This window comes from Dyadobacter sp., from assembly GCF_051859145.1.
Lineage (GTDB): Bacteria > Bacteroidota > Bacteroidia > Cytophagales > Spirosomataceae > Dyadobacter.
The window spans coordinates 1-14,689 of the sequence record NZ_JBHYGF010000026.1; the positions used below are offsets into that span (position 1 = coordinate 1).

General features: G+C 39.9%; 18 protein-coding genes and 1 pseudogene. 10 read left to right on the forward strand and 9 right to left on the reverse strand.

The window, feature by feature from the left end; all coding sequences use genetic code 11:
• Positions 1-504: 504 nt before the first annotated feature.
• Together ACTIE6_RS02390 and ACTIE6_RS02395 are read right to left on the reverse strand one after the other, a co-directional pair.
• Complete coding sequence (locus tag ACTIE6_RS02390; protein WP_082218149.1) at positions 505-840, reverse strand: YegP family protein; 336 nt, start codon at positions 838-840, stop codon at positions 505-507.
• A gap of 60 nt (positions 841-900) precedes the next feature.
• Positions 901-1,020, reverse strand: a pseudogene (locus ACTIE6_RS02395) (MscL family protein); the annotation flags it as partial.
• Between the two features lie 263 nt (positions 1,021-1,283).
• Between ACTIE6_RS02395 and ACTIE6_RS02400 the strand changes: the two are divergent.
• On the forward strand, positions 1,284-1,445 hold the full coding sequence (locus tag ACTIE6_RS02400) for a recombinase family protein (protein WP_229208605.1): 162 nt from the start codon (positions 1,284-1,286) through the stop codon (positions 1,443-1,445).
• A 343-nt stretch (positions 1,446-1,788) separates the two neighbouring features.
• Here the strand turns inward: ACTIE6_RS02400 and ACTIE6_RS02405 are convergent, their stop codons facing one another.
• From ACTIE6_RS02405 to ACTIE6_RS02420, 4 genes are all read right to left on the reverse strand, one after another.
• Positions 1,789-2,145: an MmcQ/YjbR family DNA-binding protein gene (locus tag ACTIE6_RS02405; protein ID WP_439555109.1), complete on the reverse strand. Its 357-nt coding sequence runs from the start codon at positions 2,143-2,145 to the stop codon at positions 1,789-1,791.
• Between the two features lie 2 nt (positions 2,146-2,147).
• On the reverse strand, positions 2,148-2,567 hold the full coding sequence (locus ACTIE6_RS02410) for a VOC family protein (RefSeq protein WP_439555110.1): 420 nt from the start codon (positions 2,565-2,567) through the stop codon (positions 2,148-2,150).
• Positions 2,568-2,600: 33 nt separating this feature from the next.
• Entirely contained in the window at positions 2,601-3,341 is a 741-nt protein-coding gene (locus ACTIE6_RS02415; RefSeq protein ID WP_439555111.1) for a DUF6597 domain-containing transcriptional factor, read from the reverse strand.
• Positions 3,342-3,925: 584 nt separating this feature from the next.
• Positions 3,926-4,942: a replication initiation protein gene (locus tag ACTIE6_RS02420; RefSeq protein ID WP_439555112.1), complete on the reverse strand. Its 1,017-nt coding sequence runs from the start codon at positions 4,940-4,942 to the stop codon at positions 3,926-3,928.
• Between the two features lie 555 nt (positions 4,943-5,497).
• Between ACTIE6_RS02420 and ACTIE6_RS02425 the strand changes: the two genes are divergently transcribed.
• The 8 genes from ACTIE6_RS02425 to ACTIE6_RS02460 all read left to right on the forward strand — a co-directional run bounded on the left by ACTIE6_RS02425 (position 5,498) and on the right by ACTIE6_RS02460 (position 9,501).
• A complete protein-coding gene (locus tag ACTIE6_RS02425; RefSeq protein ID WP_439555113.1) occupies positions 5,498-6,022 on the forward strand; it encodes a hypothetical protein in 525 nt (174 codons plus the stop codon).
• Positions 6,023-6,098: 76 nt separating this feature from the next.
• Complete coding sequence (locus ACTIE6_RS02430; protein WP_439555114.1) at positions 6,099-6,362, forward strand: AbrB/MazE/SpoVT family DNA-binding domain-containing protein; 264 nt, start codon at positions 6,099-6,101, stop codon at positions 6,360-6,362.
• Positions 6,349-6,666: a type II toxin-antitoxin system PemK/MazF family toxin gene (locus ACTIE6_RS02435; RefSeq protein WP_439555115.1), complete on the forward strand. Its 318-nt coding sequence runs from the start codon at positions 6,349-6,351 to the stop codon at positions 6,664-6,666. The genes ACTIE6_RS02430 and ACTIE6_RS02435 overlap by 14 nt, the downstream gene beginning before the upstream one ends.
• A 114-nt stretch (positions 6,667-6,780) precedes the next feature.
• Positions 6,781-6,966, forward strand: a complete 186-nt coding sequence (locus ACTIE6_RS02440; protein ID WP_439555116.1) for a hypothetical protein — start codon at positions 6,781-6,783, stop codon at positions 6,964-6,966.
• 129 nt (positions 6,967-7,095) lie between these two features.
• Complete coding sequence (locus tag ACTIE6_RS02445) at positions 7,096-7,347, forward strand: type II toxin-antitoxin system ParD family antitoxin (protein ID WP_439555117.1); 252 nt, start codon at positions 7,096-7,098, stop codon at positions 7,345-7,347.
• Positions 7,340-7,633, forward strand: coding sequence for a type II toxin-antitoxin system RelE/ParE family toxin (locus tag ACTIE6_RS02450; RefSeq protein WP_439555118.1), 294 nt, complete (start codon positions 7,340-7,342; stop codon positions 7,631-7,633). The genes ACTIE6_RS02445 and ACTIE6_RS02450 overlap by 8 nt, the downstream gene beginning before the upstream one ends.
• Before the next feature lie 391 nt (positions 7,634-8,024).
• A complete protein-coding gene (locus ACTIE6_RS02455; protein WP_439555119.1) occupies positions 8,025-8,657 on the forward strand; it encodes a BfmA/BtgA family mobilization protein in 633 nt (210 codons plus the stop codon).
• Entirely contained in the window at positions 8,626-9,501 is an 876-nt protein-coding gene (locus ACTIE6_RS02460; protein WP_439555120.1) for a DUF5712 family protein, read from the forward strand. The genes ACTIE6_RS02455 and ACTIE6_RS02460 overlap by 32 nt, the downstream gene beginning before the upstream one ends.
• A 69-nt stretch (positions 9,502-9,570) precedes the next feature.
• Here the strand turns inward: ACTIE6_RS02460 and ACTIE6_RS02465 are convergent, their stop codons facing one another.
• From ACTIE6_RS02465 to ACTIE6_RS02475, 3 genes are all read right to left on the reverse strand, one after another.
• A complete protein-coding gene (locus ACTIE6_RS02465) occupies positions 9,571-11,274 on the reverse strand; it encodes a trypsin-like peptidase domain-containing protein (RefSeq protein WP_439555121.1) in 1,704 nt (567 codons plus the stop codon).
• Positions 11,275-11,879: 605 nt separating this feature from the next.
• Positions 11,880-13,010: a hypothetical protein gene (locus tag ACTIE6_RS02470; RefSeq protein WP_138368431.1), complete on the reverse strand. Its 1,131-nt coding sequence runs from the start codon at positions 13,008-13,010 to the stop codon at positions 11,880-11,882.
• A 16-nt stretch (positions 13,011-13,026) separates the two neighbouring features.
• Complete coding sequence (locus tag ACTIE6_RS02475) at positions 13,027-13,677, reverse strand: hypothetical protein (RefSeq protein WP_439555122.1); 651 nt, start codon at positions 13,675-13,677, stop codon at positions 13,027-13,029.
• Positions 13,678-14,401: 724 nt separating this feature from the next.
• Between ACTIE6_RS02475 and ACTIE6_RS02480 the strand changes: the two genes are divergently transcribed.
• On the forward strand, positions 14,402-14,689 hold a 288-nt coding region (locus ACTIE6_RS02480), incomplete at its 3' end, for a hypothetical protein (RefSeq protein WP_439555123.1).

Below are 14,689 nucleotides of genomic sequence, written 5' to 3' on the forward strand. Positions count from 1 at the left end.
GTCGAGCAGAACAAAAGGGAAAAGAAAGAGCTGGCGCAGCAGCCTGAAATCAAGCCCCGGCAGGAGCAGCAGAAAAAGCGTGGTTTTTGAATATTTAAGGTGACTTGAACTACCTAATCTCCTTTCTCCTTGAACCTGTAGCGTATCCCCCAACTCCCTCTAACGATTGGCGAACCAGAAATGATTGGTGCTAACTCTATATGAGGTTTTTCTTACAAATGGGCTGAAATACACGTTAAGCAACTAACTGTTTAGTTTTGGCTTTCTCAATGGCCGCAAACCCTTGCCTCCAAGATCCGGGTCAGCATTAAAGGAGTATTTCCCCAGCCGGTTGATATGTGCAAAATGGGCAGGAGAATAAACTCCAAGTCATTTTCGTCAATCTGGTAGCCGAGGGAACTCCAGTAAATGAAGTCCCCTCTAACTGTCATTGCCTAAGTGTATAGTCTGATGATTTCCGACGCTCTATTTTTATTAGCACTAACAGCAAAGTGAAATAAGATGTTATAATTCGCTACTATCCTCTATAGTCGCTGTTGGTGCATTTTTCTTTACAGAGTCAATCCCATTGCTCATTCCCGAAAGGCTTTCATACATTTCGCTGCTTCCAATTACTTGGCCGTTTGCAGCTTTGAGATTGAAATAATATTTACCATTCGAAGAGGTCTTCTTGTCGTAACGATTGTCCTGCGATGAGTTTGTCTTCACTGACTCTATGCCATTCAAGCAAGCCGTCTTTGCTTTGTAACCCTCACTGGTTAAAATGGTTTGACCGTTATTTGCCTTCAAATCAAATTGAAACTCGCCGTTCTTTCGGAGAATGATAACAAATTTGCTCATAGAAAATTGGGGTAAATCATAGTTTATTTTGAGAGATATATTTCATCAGAACAGAACTACCTAATCCTTTTTTGACGAAAGTTTTAGCCGGTTTGCAGCCTTGACAATCATAAATATCACCCAGGCAATGATCAAAAACTGAATTAGCACCTGAATAAAATTGCCGTATTTGAGCATAATTTAGGTAGGTAATGGTTAAAAAGGAAACAAAAAACTATCGAAAATCTGAGCGAACTGAACTTTGTCGATTTGGCCCTCTATAAACCTTGATAGCCGGAACATTGACATATTTTGTCGATCCTACCGATCAACTCGACATCCAAACGGGTGCATTGATATGTTCTTGCATTCGATTGCCGTAATACAGCACACGCTTGTGTCAACACAAGAAATAGGGTATCGATTTATACTCATGCCGGCCGACCAGCGAGCTGATATTTCATGTGACGGCTTCTCTGGCACAATTTGAAAGCTCGCTGATCAGCCAAAGGGTCAAAGTCGGCATGGCCAGGGCAAGAGAACAAGGGAAACGTATTTCCCGGCTCCATTGCCTATCCAGCAGCAACAGGAAATTTTTGAACTACAAAAACAAGGGTTTTCGATGAACAAGATTTCTAAACGGCTCGGAATTGCTTACGGAACTATGTATAATTATGTTGGTAAACTAAAAACATAGTTTATTGGCGTATATTTTCGCCCATTTGTAAGAAAAACCTCTAATTGAAAAATACAAATTACATCATGTTCTTATAGAAGCAAATTTCTGCACAAAACCCAGAATTTGTCCTGGTTGTTTTCATAACCAATTTTATGTTAAACAACAAAACACAGAACAAGAGCCCGTTCTGTGTTTTTGATAAATTCTTCGAATAGTACAAGGAGAGCTCACTTTTCCCATTTTGTTGTCCTTTCGGCTCTGCTCAGCAATGGTTATGAGGGGCTCGTTTTTTATTCTTCGTACAACTCTCTCTGTATTTTCTTTGAAAGTCCCGCCACTACCAATTCATGAGATTCTTTGATCCATTCTTTGATTAGTCCGTCAGCAATCTTATCATTTGTTTTTATGCTATTCCAATGCGTTTTATTCATATAGTAACCAGGAATTACTTCGTCATACTGCTCTCGCAGCAAAATTGCTCTTTCTGGATTACATTTTACGTTTATCAGTTCATATGTTTCAAGGTCGGTAGCACAAAACATTTTCCCCTTTACGGAAAAAACGATTGTCTTGTTGTCAAAAGGCAGTTTTTCTTCTGCTCCTTTCAGCGACAAGCAATAGTCTCGCAATTTTTCAAGAGTCATCATTGTCAGGCTTTTTCGGCTATTCCTAAAATATAACCGTTGTTGTCTTGCATATAAAACTCCTTCATCCCATACCACGCGGTTTTAAGTTCGGTCGCCATAATTCCTTTGTCCTTAATTTCCTGATAGAGATTTCCTACTCCATCTACTTCAAGATAAAAGGAAACACTTGCACCAATGGGGAACCCTTTTGAGAAAACAACGTCCGCTTTAAAAGTGTCTGTTCGCTGAAACATTAATTCCACATTGTCTTTCGATACCAAAGCATACACATATTCCTTTTCTTCGGAAAAAGCCTGGTCTATTCCGTCTTGCGTTTCAGGAACTGCCATTATTAAATTGAAACCCAAAGTCTCTTGATAGAATTTTACGGTCTGTATAATGTCTGTTACTTCAAAATTTGGCGTTAGCTTATTTGCTTTCATCTTTTACTATTCGTTTAAATTTGAAGTGCAAATCTACTTGTTGCTTACAGCAGCTAATTGTAAAAATCGGTCCTTTTTGTTCTCTGCTAATTCGGTTGGCGTTGCCCCCGTATATCTTCTTATCTCTTTGATATAGTGCGACTGATCGGTGTATTCTGTCGTTGCATATAAAACCCCATTTGCAATGTCTGTATAGGTTTCGTTGCAACGTACTATGTTGAGAAATGTCTTTAGCGGAAATCCAAACTGCTTGTCAAAGTAACGATTCAACTGTCTGCTATTCCAAAAAGTCATAGCAGACAGTTGATTGACGCTAAATATCTTGTCATCATAAATATGCCGAAAGAGCTTGATCTTCCGCTCGTCAATTTTTTTTAAGTGTTTTAAGGAAAGGCTCATCTGATTGGATAGTGTCGAAGCAAATTGCTCTAAACTGTTGCTATTCAAAGTATCAATACCCCAGAAGTTTGTTGGCAAAACCTGTGCTTTATCTAAAATGGACTTTATTTCCTGTCGAAATAAATACTCAGAAGCAATGAGCTTAAAACGGATGGCAAAGATTCTGGTGGATTGAGGAAGCGAAACGTTTACGGGTTTTGTCCAAACGCCAGTCAGTTTTAATGTTGTCAAAAAACCTTCCTCGTATTCTGTAATAAGATCGAAATAGCCATCAGGCAATATACAATGTTCAACCTTTTCGCTGTTTTCGTATTGCCAAAAACACTTTATGAAATTGCTTAAATATCCGTCTGATTTTATTTCTCTGTATTTCATTGTAAGGCTGTCAAAAATGAGGTTTTCGTTACAAAGTGACGTGGTGGCAGCAGTAGGAAAACCAACATGCCGGTGTCATAGCAGTAATCAATACTTAAAGATTATAAATGCCTATTCCTTAATTCGTCAAGTTCTTGTGAATAGATTTCAGTAGCTTGGTTTCGCTCGAAAATTTCACTGATGGGTTAGATCAAAAGATTGTGTGTTAAGTACCGTCGCCCCTATTAGGAAGCTTGAATGGCACTTTTTATAAAAATTAACATTTGGCAAAAAATCTTGTAAGCCTATCTACTGCACTTTAATGGCAGAATCTTGATAACATCTTCAAAGATGGCGCTGAGATTTAAATATAGCTGATATAAGCCCGGCAATTTAGCTACGCGAAACTCGCGGTACTTTTGGTTCTAACTTTTAATTTAACCCAGTTGTGCAACAGCCATGTCCCTTTCCTGCGACTCCGGCTGGCGGTAGCCAGTCTCGCTAAATCCATCTTAAAAGTGCATCAAATAGCCGTCTCGCAAATCAATGTATCACAGCAGGGAACATGGCTGAATTTGTAAAACAGTTGATTTAGCCCTCATGGATTAACTTTCGCCAGATGCTACTTTGCCTATACGTACCCACACGGCGTTGCAATATTTAGTTTTGTCCTGAATTTCTTTCCCTTTTAGTTGCCATTCGTAAAGTAGCTTATTTGCTCGCTCCATACCGATTGCTTTTGCATATCTGATGATATTTGAGTCCGTCACTTGCCATGTGCGTAGCCGTAGAAGCGCGTTTTTATGCTCGTCAGAGAACTCAAACCATTCTTGGGGTATATTCTTAGGCTTAACCTTTTTAAGGCGAAATTCAAGCGCAATAATAGGCTTCCGGCCGCGGCCATGTGAATACTTGTCAAGGATTGGTTCGTAAGTAAAGGCCAGATCCGTATTTTCAAGCTCATTTAAGGGCTCTGTTAGGGTTTTTTTTAGCATATCATGCTGATTAGGATACTTTTGCTCGCAATCCATTAGTTTCCGGAATTCATCAATGTTCACCCACCATATCCCGGTATCCATAAATGCAGAGAGGAGTTCAAACATCCGGAGGCTGTACCAGCTGCTGAAATGCATGTAATGTTTCAGTTCGTAGATACTATAATGGGCTAGTGCAATGAAGTACGGCTTTAATGTAGGATTTAACACGATTGTTATCTGTCCATCCCTGTAAGCGCATTCGAACCCATCTACTTTGATAGATTTTGTTGTATCTAACAAGTGTCTGAAAGCAAAGTACTTAGTCTCTATATCTTCTATTAACCACTTTAAATCAGTCAACTCGTCAAAAGCCTTTTTCACTTTCGCATGAAAGTCCGAATCTGTTTCGGGAACAACGTCAGAAATATGCATTTGATAGTACGGGCGCAGATCAGAATCATCTTCTTTTATCATCGCTAATACATTAGCCATGATACGCTTAGCGTATATTGAGACTTTCCGCTGCCGAGCAAAAGTTACATTCCAGTGTTGTTTTACGTATGTTTTTGCCTCCTTTTCATTAAAAATTAAGGGCAGGGTCATTTGTGCTGTTTCCCGCTTATCTTTCTTTTTTGTCTTAGCCATACTGTTTTAAGCTCTTAACCTGATTTTCAAAGGTGTTTATAAAAAACAACATATAAAAACGCTTGGCGTTTATTTCGTACTAAAAGTCGTTTTATTAGGAGGAAAATGAATTATATTAAAAGGCGATATATAAAAATACTAGTCGTTTTATTCCGTACCAAAAGTCGTTTTATTCGAGGGGAATCCGTACCAAAAGTCGTTTTATTCCGTACCAAAAGTCGTTTTATTCGAGAAGTACCTTATATAATACTATACTGTTTTACTACTATATAGTTTGTTGCCAAAATTCCAAGCTTTTTGAAGTAATCAGCTTAGTTATCCTCACACACCTTCGGCTTGCGTCGCTTCGCGCACGCTAAAAATCTTTGAGAGGTCCTGAGTCCGAATTCAAGGGGAAAATGAATCAGAAAAACAAAACAACCGCCTTCCGGAGGGTTTTAAAGCAAGGCTGCGACAACTAAATTTTTAGTTATATGCAGTAATGGTTCAAATTGGTACCTTTAACATGTTATCAAGTGATAACAAAATATGTTATCAGAATTAAAATGTGTTAACATGAATGATTTTATAAGCTTAGCAGAAGCGGCATCACGTACAGGTAAATCCGAGATGACTATCCGGAGACTTACAAAAAAAGATAGCGCTAAAAGGCACGTAAGCCATAGAAATGGTATAATTTTAATCAGAGCGGAGTTTGTAAACGGCATCTATCCACTCCTAGATAATCATGTTAACATTGATAACAAAAATGTTAATTATGTTAACAAATCTGTAAATGCCCATCAGTTTGAAAGTGAAGATTCAAAAAGTAATCAGATAGTAGTTTTAGAGGCGAAACTAGAAGGCCAGGCTGCATTGCTGGAAAGCAAGCAGGAGTATATCACACTTTTAGAAAAGCAATTCCAAGAATATAGGGATGAAAAGCAAAAAGAATTAGATCGCCTTCATGAACGGTGGAGCCAGGAACAGGAGATATTTAAGAGAGACCAACATTTAAATGCTGGGAAAATGATTGCTCAAAAAAGCCACGAGCTTTCAGAAGAAGGCGTTGAGCAAAAAAGAAAATGGTGGCAGTGGTAAATTCCGGTATATTTTAAGGTAGTTATAACAATATGGCCATTTTTTTCTATAAATTTGGTTTATAAGTTATAACATTATGAAAGCAAACATCATCAGTATTGGGAACAGCCAGGGGATTATCATTCCTTCTGTATTCTTGCGGCAGTTAAAATTATCATCTAAATCCAGTGTCCAAGTTGAAGTATCAGATGGGGTCCTTATGATTAAACCAGATCCACGGCAAGGTTGGGCTGAAGCAGCTGCGCGGATGCACGCTGCCGGGGATGACAAACTTTTACTCGAAGACAGCATGAACGAGTTTGATAAAGAAGAATGGACTTGGGAAGATGGAGCAGTATGACGTGTATTGGATTTCACTAGATCCGACCCAGGGCAGCGAAATCGCCAAGACCCGGCCATGTGTGATTATCAGCCCAAATGAGCTGAACAAGTCTCTTAGGACAGTGATTATTACCCCCATTACGTCAACGGTTAATAAATATCCTTGGCGGGTAGAATGTACGGTATCTAATAGGTCAGGATCCATAGCCACGGATCAGATCCGTGTAGTTGACAAAACCAGGCTAGGAGCAAGGGTCGGCAAGCTATCTGACCGCGAGATTTCAGCATTAAAGCAAGCCATGCAAAAAATGTTAATAGACTAGTGCAGCCAACATTCGTACGAATGTCCCATGAAGCCATTTCTACTTAGTAAAATAAGTCGGACGGATGTAATTACGGCTTACTTCGATTTCATTAACTGAGTTTATTGCCCACCTATGAAAACATCATCACAAACATTTAGAGGGTACATTAAAAAGTCTCTTTCAGAAAAAGAAATGGATGAAGCTTCAAAAGACTTTTTTAAGCATAAGGGCCCTTTTTTGAGTTTATTAGAGGTTTTAAAGGTTGAAAAATTAAAGGCTACCAAGCATACGGACACAAAGAATGAGTACCGCAAATGAGAGGCCTGCTGCACTGTCGATAGAATGTATTGATAGGAAGAGACAAGTAAAAAATTTTGAGAAACGCATCCTTCGTTAGTTGTGTTACCAATTTTTGGTAACTTTATCTAAATAATAGATCCGTTAAAAATGGGGAAAAACACATCCATATCAATAGGGCAGCATTTTGATTTATTTATCCAAAATCAGATTGATACTGGCCGGTATGCGTCAACCAGCGAAGTAGTCCGTGCAGGATTGCGATTATTGGAGGAAGAAGAGCAAAAGCTAAAATTATTGAGACAGGCACTCATTGAAGGAGAAGAAAGTGGCTGGGTAGAAAACTTCAATTCAACAGATTTCAAGGCTAAATTAAAGAGGAATATTTTAGCCAATGAGTAATTACAGGCTTACCAGGCTTACGGAGCATGACTTGGAAAAAATTTGGGAATACACCGTTTATGAATGGTCATTGAACCAGGCAGAAAAGTACATCGACGGCCTATTGTCGAGTTTTGAAGCAATAGGACAGGGAAAGACAACGGGAAAATCTATTGATCAGGTTCGAAAGGGTTACAAGAAGGCCTTATATGGGAAGCATTATATATTCTTCCGTTTTTCATCCAACAATGTGGCTGAAATTATCCGGGTCCTTCACGTCAGCATGGATGCAGAAAGGCATCTTTGAGCGTACAACAGCTCTAAAGCAGTTATAAAACAAAAATAAGCCAGATATACAACGAATGCACAGCAACTGATGCTGTAAACCTTCCGTATCCCTTTCTAATTTACCTGTAATCATTCAGGTCTCCTTTATAAGCCTTTTATCCCACCGACAACTTAAAAACGACATTTTTTTTAAGATTTTTATCTCCCATTCTGTTGTTCTTTTTAGAAGCAAGAAGGAATTACGCTGCGCGATAATTCATTCTTGCTCTGCGAGGCTAAGATATTGATATTCAATTTATTATGTTTTTATACATACTCCATTTAGTATAACATAAATATATTTTAACATTTAATATTGACTATTTGACCTAAAATAGCATATTTGAGTATATCAAATGATATATCAAGCTATGGAAAAGAAGTATAATAAGTCAGTCCGTTTTACGGAGGCTACCGATGAGAAATTCGGCAAAATCGCCGAGAAGCTGGGGCGCAGCAAGCAGGACCTGCTTGCTGAAATGGTCGACTATTTTTACAAATCCAAGAAAGACCCGTCAGATTTGAGCGACGAGCTTTTAAAGAAGGAGCTGGGGCAAGGCATTAACCGGATCATCAGTTTTGTAAAAGTCCAGGAGAAGGACATCCTGGCGCCTATGCTTGCTGAGCAAAAGCTTCAGCATGAGCAATTCCGTAAGCAGGCAAGGCTGCTACGGTTTTATTTTGGTGAAGATGAAGATCAAAATTCAGCAGGGCATTTTATAGAAATGGTCCGTCTGCTGCACAAGGGTTCAAAAGCTTCGCAGACAGCACAGGAAAAAACTGGTGGACTGGTAGAGAGACTGCTGGCAGAAGTAAATAATTTCCAGGGTACTATTTCAGATCTGCGAAAGGAAAAGGACCGCATACGGAATCATTTTGTCCTTCTTTTTGAGAATTATATACGTGAGCGTGAGCATCTGAACTCGGTACTGAATTCCTTTGGAAGTTCGGCAGCCGTTAAAAATCTCCAGGATGAAACCCGGAGCCAATTCAAATCTGTCTGATATGGCGCATGTCAATATTACCGCCAGTGAAACGGGCGGCAATACCGGCAGCTGCGGGCAGCTGACCGATTACCTGGAAAAGGAAAACCAGAAGCTGGGTAAAAAAGAGTTATGGTTTGACCAGGGGCGTGATGATATCGGGCCTGACCAGGTTAAAACTGGAATAGATCAGAACGTGGCCAAGCTTAAAAAGACGGAAGCCAAATTTTACCTGATCAATATCAGCCCTTCCGGAAAGGAGCTCGACCATATTGGCAATGATCCGCAAAAGCTGAAAGCATTTGCGCGTGAAGTGATGAAAGAGTATGCAGAGAATTTCAATAAAGGGCTATCTGAGCAGGATATCAAGTATTACGGCAAAATCGAATACAACCGATATTACACCCATGAAGATCCGGAAGTAAAGCAGGGCCTCCGTCAACGCGGCGAAGCAAAGGAAGGGAGCCACATGCATGCGCAGTTGATCGTGAGCCGCAAGACGGCAGACAACGGCCGGCTGATCAGCCCCATGACCAACCACCGGGGGAGCAACGCCGGCCACAGCCAGAAATTCGGGCAGTTTGACCGGTTGGGGTTTACCGAGCGCTGCGAGAAGGCTTTTGACCGAACGTTTAGCTATAAACGTGATCTAACGGAGACGTTCCAATACCGGAAGGTGATGCTGAACGGGACAGCGATGGAACGGGCCGATATGATTGTGGCCGAGCGGGGCTACCAGGCCAGGCAAGCCAAAGAGCAGGGCCAGGCTTTGGAGCCGAGCAAAAGGGAGAAGAAAGAGTTGGCGCAGCAGCAGGAAACCGGGCAGGAACAACAGAAAAAGCATGGAATTAGTAGGGGGTTATGATCAGATTCAAATTGGGTTGGATAAAAATAGGCCTGACAACGCGTCAGGCCTATGATCTATAATGTTCCCTTAGTTAAAAACAACCCTAATTTTATCTATATCCTTTTTGTTATTCTTGTTTGGACGTACATGAAGATAGTACGTACCTCTGGGAAAATCTTTTACATCAATGGCCAATACATTCTCCTTAATCAATTTTTTATTAAATGCGTCCTTAATGGGGACTTGTTTAACAATTTTGCCTGTGGCTTCCTCGTATATGCTAATATCCTCAGGTAACCCTTCCAGATGCTTCGAATTGTCAAATTTCATGTAAAGGGTTTCGACAGTTGGGTTTGGGTATAATGCAAACCCGGAAAACGCCTCAAATCCCATTGACCTGTTAGCTGTACCACAAGAGTTTGTTGCAGATACTGGGTTAAATTGAACAGATTGACCTGGTGGTAGATTAAAATCATATTGAGAGAAATTAACCCCGTATGATCCCCCATAACCAGGCATTGGGTTCCAATTCATGTTCCCTGTCATATTGGTAAGGACCAACTTACTTTGATCATACTCAACTGTATAGTTTGTATTTGGCTGGACGAACGTATAATTGCTTGCTGACGATCCATTATATTTTATGGATCCCATATCGGGCGTACCCCACCAAACATCTCTGGTCGTCGTAAAAGTTGAGTTAGCCGGCCCAGAGGTAGCGCTAATTTGACCAACTCCTCCACCAGCCGATGACGAAGCTTTAACTGTAACGCTATTGCCCGTGCTACTCACAATTGTAAGTGATGGACTAGCCGACCATGTAACAGACTGCCCCGGAGCCAAATTGGGCAATGTGGCTGTCTTATTTAAATTAGTACATACGTTTGAAATCGGTCCAATTTGCATGGGAACCAGCGTTCCTATAGACGTTAAATTCTGGTTCGGCGAAAGCCACGCTTTTAATGACTTATTGGATGGCTTATTTGAATTCCACATAGCAGAAATCTCTCCAAATTCTCCCTGACCCGGATTGCTGCCAGATAGCAAGCCAATTACTCGGCCATACTCACTAAATAATGGTCCTCCTGATGCACCATCGGCTGCTGATGACGCCCCTTCGTCAAAGGTCACCGTAAGTTTATATGGATCAGTTGATTGAGGTACTGCTTTGTGCCCATTTGCATATCTTTGGGATTGGCCACCTGGGTGACCTATAAACTTCATGGTGCCGGACGTCTCAGTTCCACGACTCCAACCTGCAAAATTGAGATCGGGAGGTAACGGAAGTGCAGCAGCGTTTAATTCGAAGAGGGCCATATCTGAGTAGAAGTCAGCGGCCCGAAAAGTGGCTTGATTATAAATCGCCATGCTGGCACCTCCAGTGGTAGCGTTACAGGTTAACCTGCGCCACCGAAATCTAACTTCCATTGAGTTCTCAACCGAAGCTATTTCAGACGGTGTAAGATTGATATCAAGACTTTTGTTAGTAATACAATGCCTTGCCGTCAGAATGAATGCCCTTCTATCCTGCGCCTCATTGTTAACGAGAACACCTGTACATTGTTTTGGATTACCTTCCGCAGTTGTGACCGTAATAAGGCAGATCGAGTTAGACAGCGTTGGAATCATATACTCAGCAAACCTGCACACAACATCGATCTGAGCTTGCACATTGATTGAAGAAATTCCTAGAAGAAGTGCAAGTAGAAATTTAGTAAATTTATTTTCTCGCATAAAAGAATAAGTTTGAGTTTTAAATATTATTTCACTTAGGCATATGGACGTACTCATTAGATAAAGGTGAATAACTTGATAAGGTGGATCTATTCGAATTGCAGGGTCTAGGTTCGCGTTCAAGCTTAAAGTTAAATTTATCGCCTTTTGAAATGTAGGTCGTGTCATCTGCATTAATGACCACAAATATCCTGACCAAATTGTTGTACTGTTTTCCGTTAACAGTGTCACTGACCACAGGAAGAACAACACCTTTGGGTGCAAATGTTAGCTCCATATCTAAATCTACAATCCAAGATGGACGTCCATCAATTTCACATTGATCTCGCATAATAATAGTACCCCAAACATCTATGTGCTTTACGCGATCATCACAAGACAGTGTGGACATACTAATTATTGCCAAAACGCTCGACAGAGTTCGAAATGTTGGTTTCATATCTAAGTCATGTTTAGTTAATTCAGGTTTTGCAACAACTATGTCCGACAACAAATTATTTTTAGAACTAGATAAGTTGTCGAACTTTTAAAGTTAAGCAGAATCTTTTGGCCCATTTCGTGTTCGCATAGTCAAATCGATTTATAAATAAAAGATATTCGATAAAGTTCAAGTACGATTGATGCCAAGTAGAATGCATCTAGTTTAACAGTAATTACCATAACTAGTCAATTGCTACCCTTACTTTTTCAATTTTATTCCCGTTCTGGTCACTTGATAGAATATGCAAGTAATAGGTTCCCTTCGGTACACCATTGACTGGAATACGAAGCACCCCTATATTATTAATATTTTTTGCTATTTGCTCGTTGGTGAGGGCTTTAATTGAAGCTTGCGATCCTTCGCTATACAGATTAATTTGGTTGGGCATAGCTTTGGAATTTCGAAAATTTTCGATCTTGAGATCAATAAAATCGTTAGCTGGATTAGGAAAAACGGTGTACCGCGCACCGCAGTTATCGACACAAATTGTTACTCCATCAAGTGAAGAGCCACATGCATTTGTCATTTGTATCTGTAAGCCATAACAATCGTTTACATAAGAATTGAAATAACACCTTCCGTTCCCGTAGTCGGTAAGGTATGCATTAGATGCATTTCCGCTAGTCACAGCCCATTGTCGAAAAGTCGGACTACCTGATATTGTTGCAGTAAGCTCTTGAGCAGCTCCGTTACACATAAATGTACTCACTTGCAGTGCTGTGATAGTAGGCTTTCCAACATGTACAGCTCTTGATGTCGGAAAAGGGCCGCATGCTGTATTAACAGTTGCTGTAATTGTGACCGGACCAGATCCATGGACTGTTGCTACCCCAGTAGATGAGTTGATCGTCAGAACCGATGTATTGCTGCTAGACCAGGAAGGACTACCGGTATAAAAAGAACCGGAAAAGGTATAGGTTGCTGTCGATGAGCAAACAGTAGCTGGGCCATTAATGAGATGATTCAACGGTGTTCGTGAGATCGTCACTTGAACCCATTCCTGTTCGCCTGATGTGCTTAGGTATTGAAATTTAAGTAGACCTCCTGATGAGGCATTAGTTGTCAGGTTTGAGCAGTTATTACCGCAATAACTTGAAGTCCATCCCGATGGTAATGTAATACCCGCAAGAATAGTAAGAGGCGAATTTGTTGTGGATGTCCAAGCATTAATTTGAACATTTTGATTTTCACCACATCCAATGTAGGCAGTTTCTCCGCTGTTATAGATTGCTCCATTAATAATAATACCTCTGGCAGCTTGAATCGAAGCAGAAAACGAAAGTGCAAGTAGAAAAAGAAGAGCTTTTTTCATACATATTAAGTTTATATTAGTTAAGAGATTCAATACTTTTAGCTCCAAAGAATATAACACCAATCTCAATCGAAAAGACAGTTTCCTCCCGAAAATGGGAAACCTTAGGAGTGACTTGAAAATTCTTAATCAAAAAACTAGTTTGTAACCCAAAGCCATTTGAATTCAAATGTTCTTTATATGTATCAAGAGATCGATTTGTAAAACTTCGGTGGAAATAGATACCAGGATTGATAGAAAAGGTCTTCCCGATAAGCCACTTATGATATAAACCACTCCCAACCGCCCACGTCTGGTCTTTAATTGCGTCTGTACGCGTATATTTTTTCGTTTGATATTCCGAATAAACACTCAGGCTGAGTGGAATATGATTCTGTTTAATAATTATAAAACTAACCATTGGATTGACAATAAGATGTGTCCCAATGTGGGGACCATTCACATGCGACGCAGACAATGAGAGATCGATTCTGCCGTCAATAGTGTATCCAATAGACAATGCTTTTGAAAATTTATTATCACTTTTAGCTATTTGTCCAGCTAAAAAAGACCCGCTTTGATTTTTGTCTAAAAGGAAATTCTGCGCTATTGCAAATGAATCCATAAACAGAAGTAATACAAGGATCGTAATGATTTTGAACATATTATTATAAATGACAATGTTCATTTTACTAGAACCTGACATAACTCACTTAATGGAAGGAAGGCGAATTTCAGCTTAAGTCAAACAAAGATTGAAGAGGCCCTATTACCCACTAAGATAACGTTGAGAGGTTTCCATAGTTTATGTAGGAATATTATTATATAAATGTAAAATATTGGTTACAAACAGTCAATATTTTATATAAATAATTTGTTAAAATATTTGACTATTTATTTATCGGTTTAGTAGCTGTCGAAACCTTTAGATACGAAAGGGCTCCCAAATGTTGTAAACTGACGACCATTAGGCACATTTTCAGAGAAAAATGCAACTTATTATACTGACTGTGGAGTGGGAAAAAACAGCATTAACCCCAGAAATGGCTCCTGGTGTTTGTATAACACTTTTTATGTTAAGTGACGGAACACAGAACAAGAGGGCTTCTCGACTTTTGACGAAGTTCTTGGTATAGTACAAGGAGATGGGACTTTTTTATGCGCACAGCAACGAAATTGAACTTATTAGTGTCATAGTTGTAAAAAATCAACTCTACGCTATGAGGCTTCTATTCTTATCAGTGTTCTTTTTGACATCCGCGACATGTCATGCTCAATGGAAAACCAGTGTAGGCATTAACATTCCACCTATTATAGCCAAGTCCGCCGAGATCAGTTCGGAATTTAGACATCATCCAGGATATTCATTGAACCTGAATTTAGGCCGTACTTTCAAAACTAGCCATATTGGGTTGATAGATTATAAAGTGTACGATGGGGTTAGCCAGAGACAAACATCAGGGACTTTTCTTAAAGCCGGGGCAAGACTCTATCCCACATCGATTTCGGGAAAACAGAAAAGAAACCATTTTTTCGTAGGTGCATTCTTTGTGTTGTCACAGTACCGGCAGACAGCTTTACAGCGAGAGTTTTCAGATTCGGAGTTTACAGACACTTATACGCCCGTTTCAAGGAAAGGAACAGTCTTATTCCCTGCTGCCACCATTGGATTTCAACATAACTTAACCCGATTTCTTATA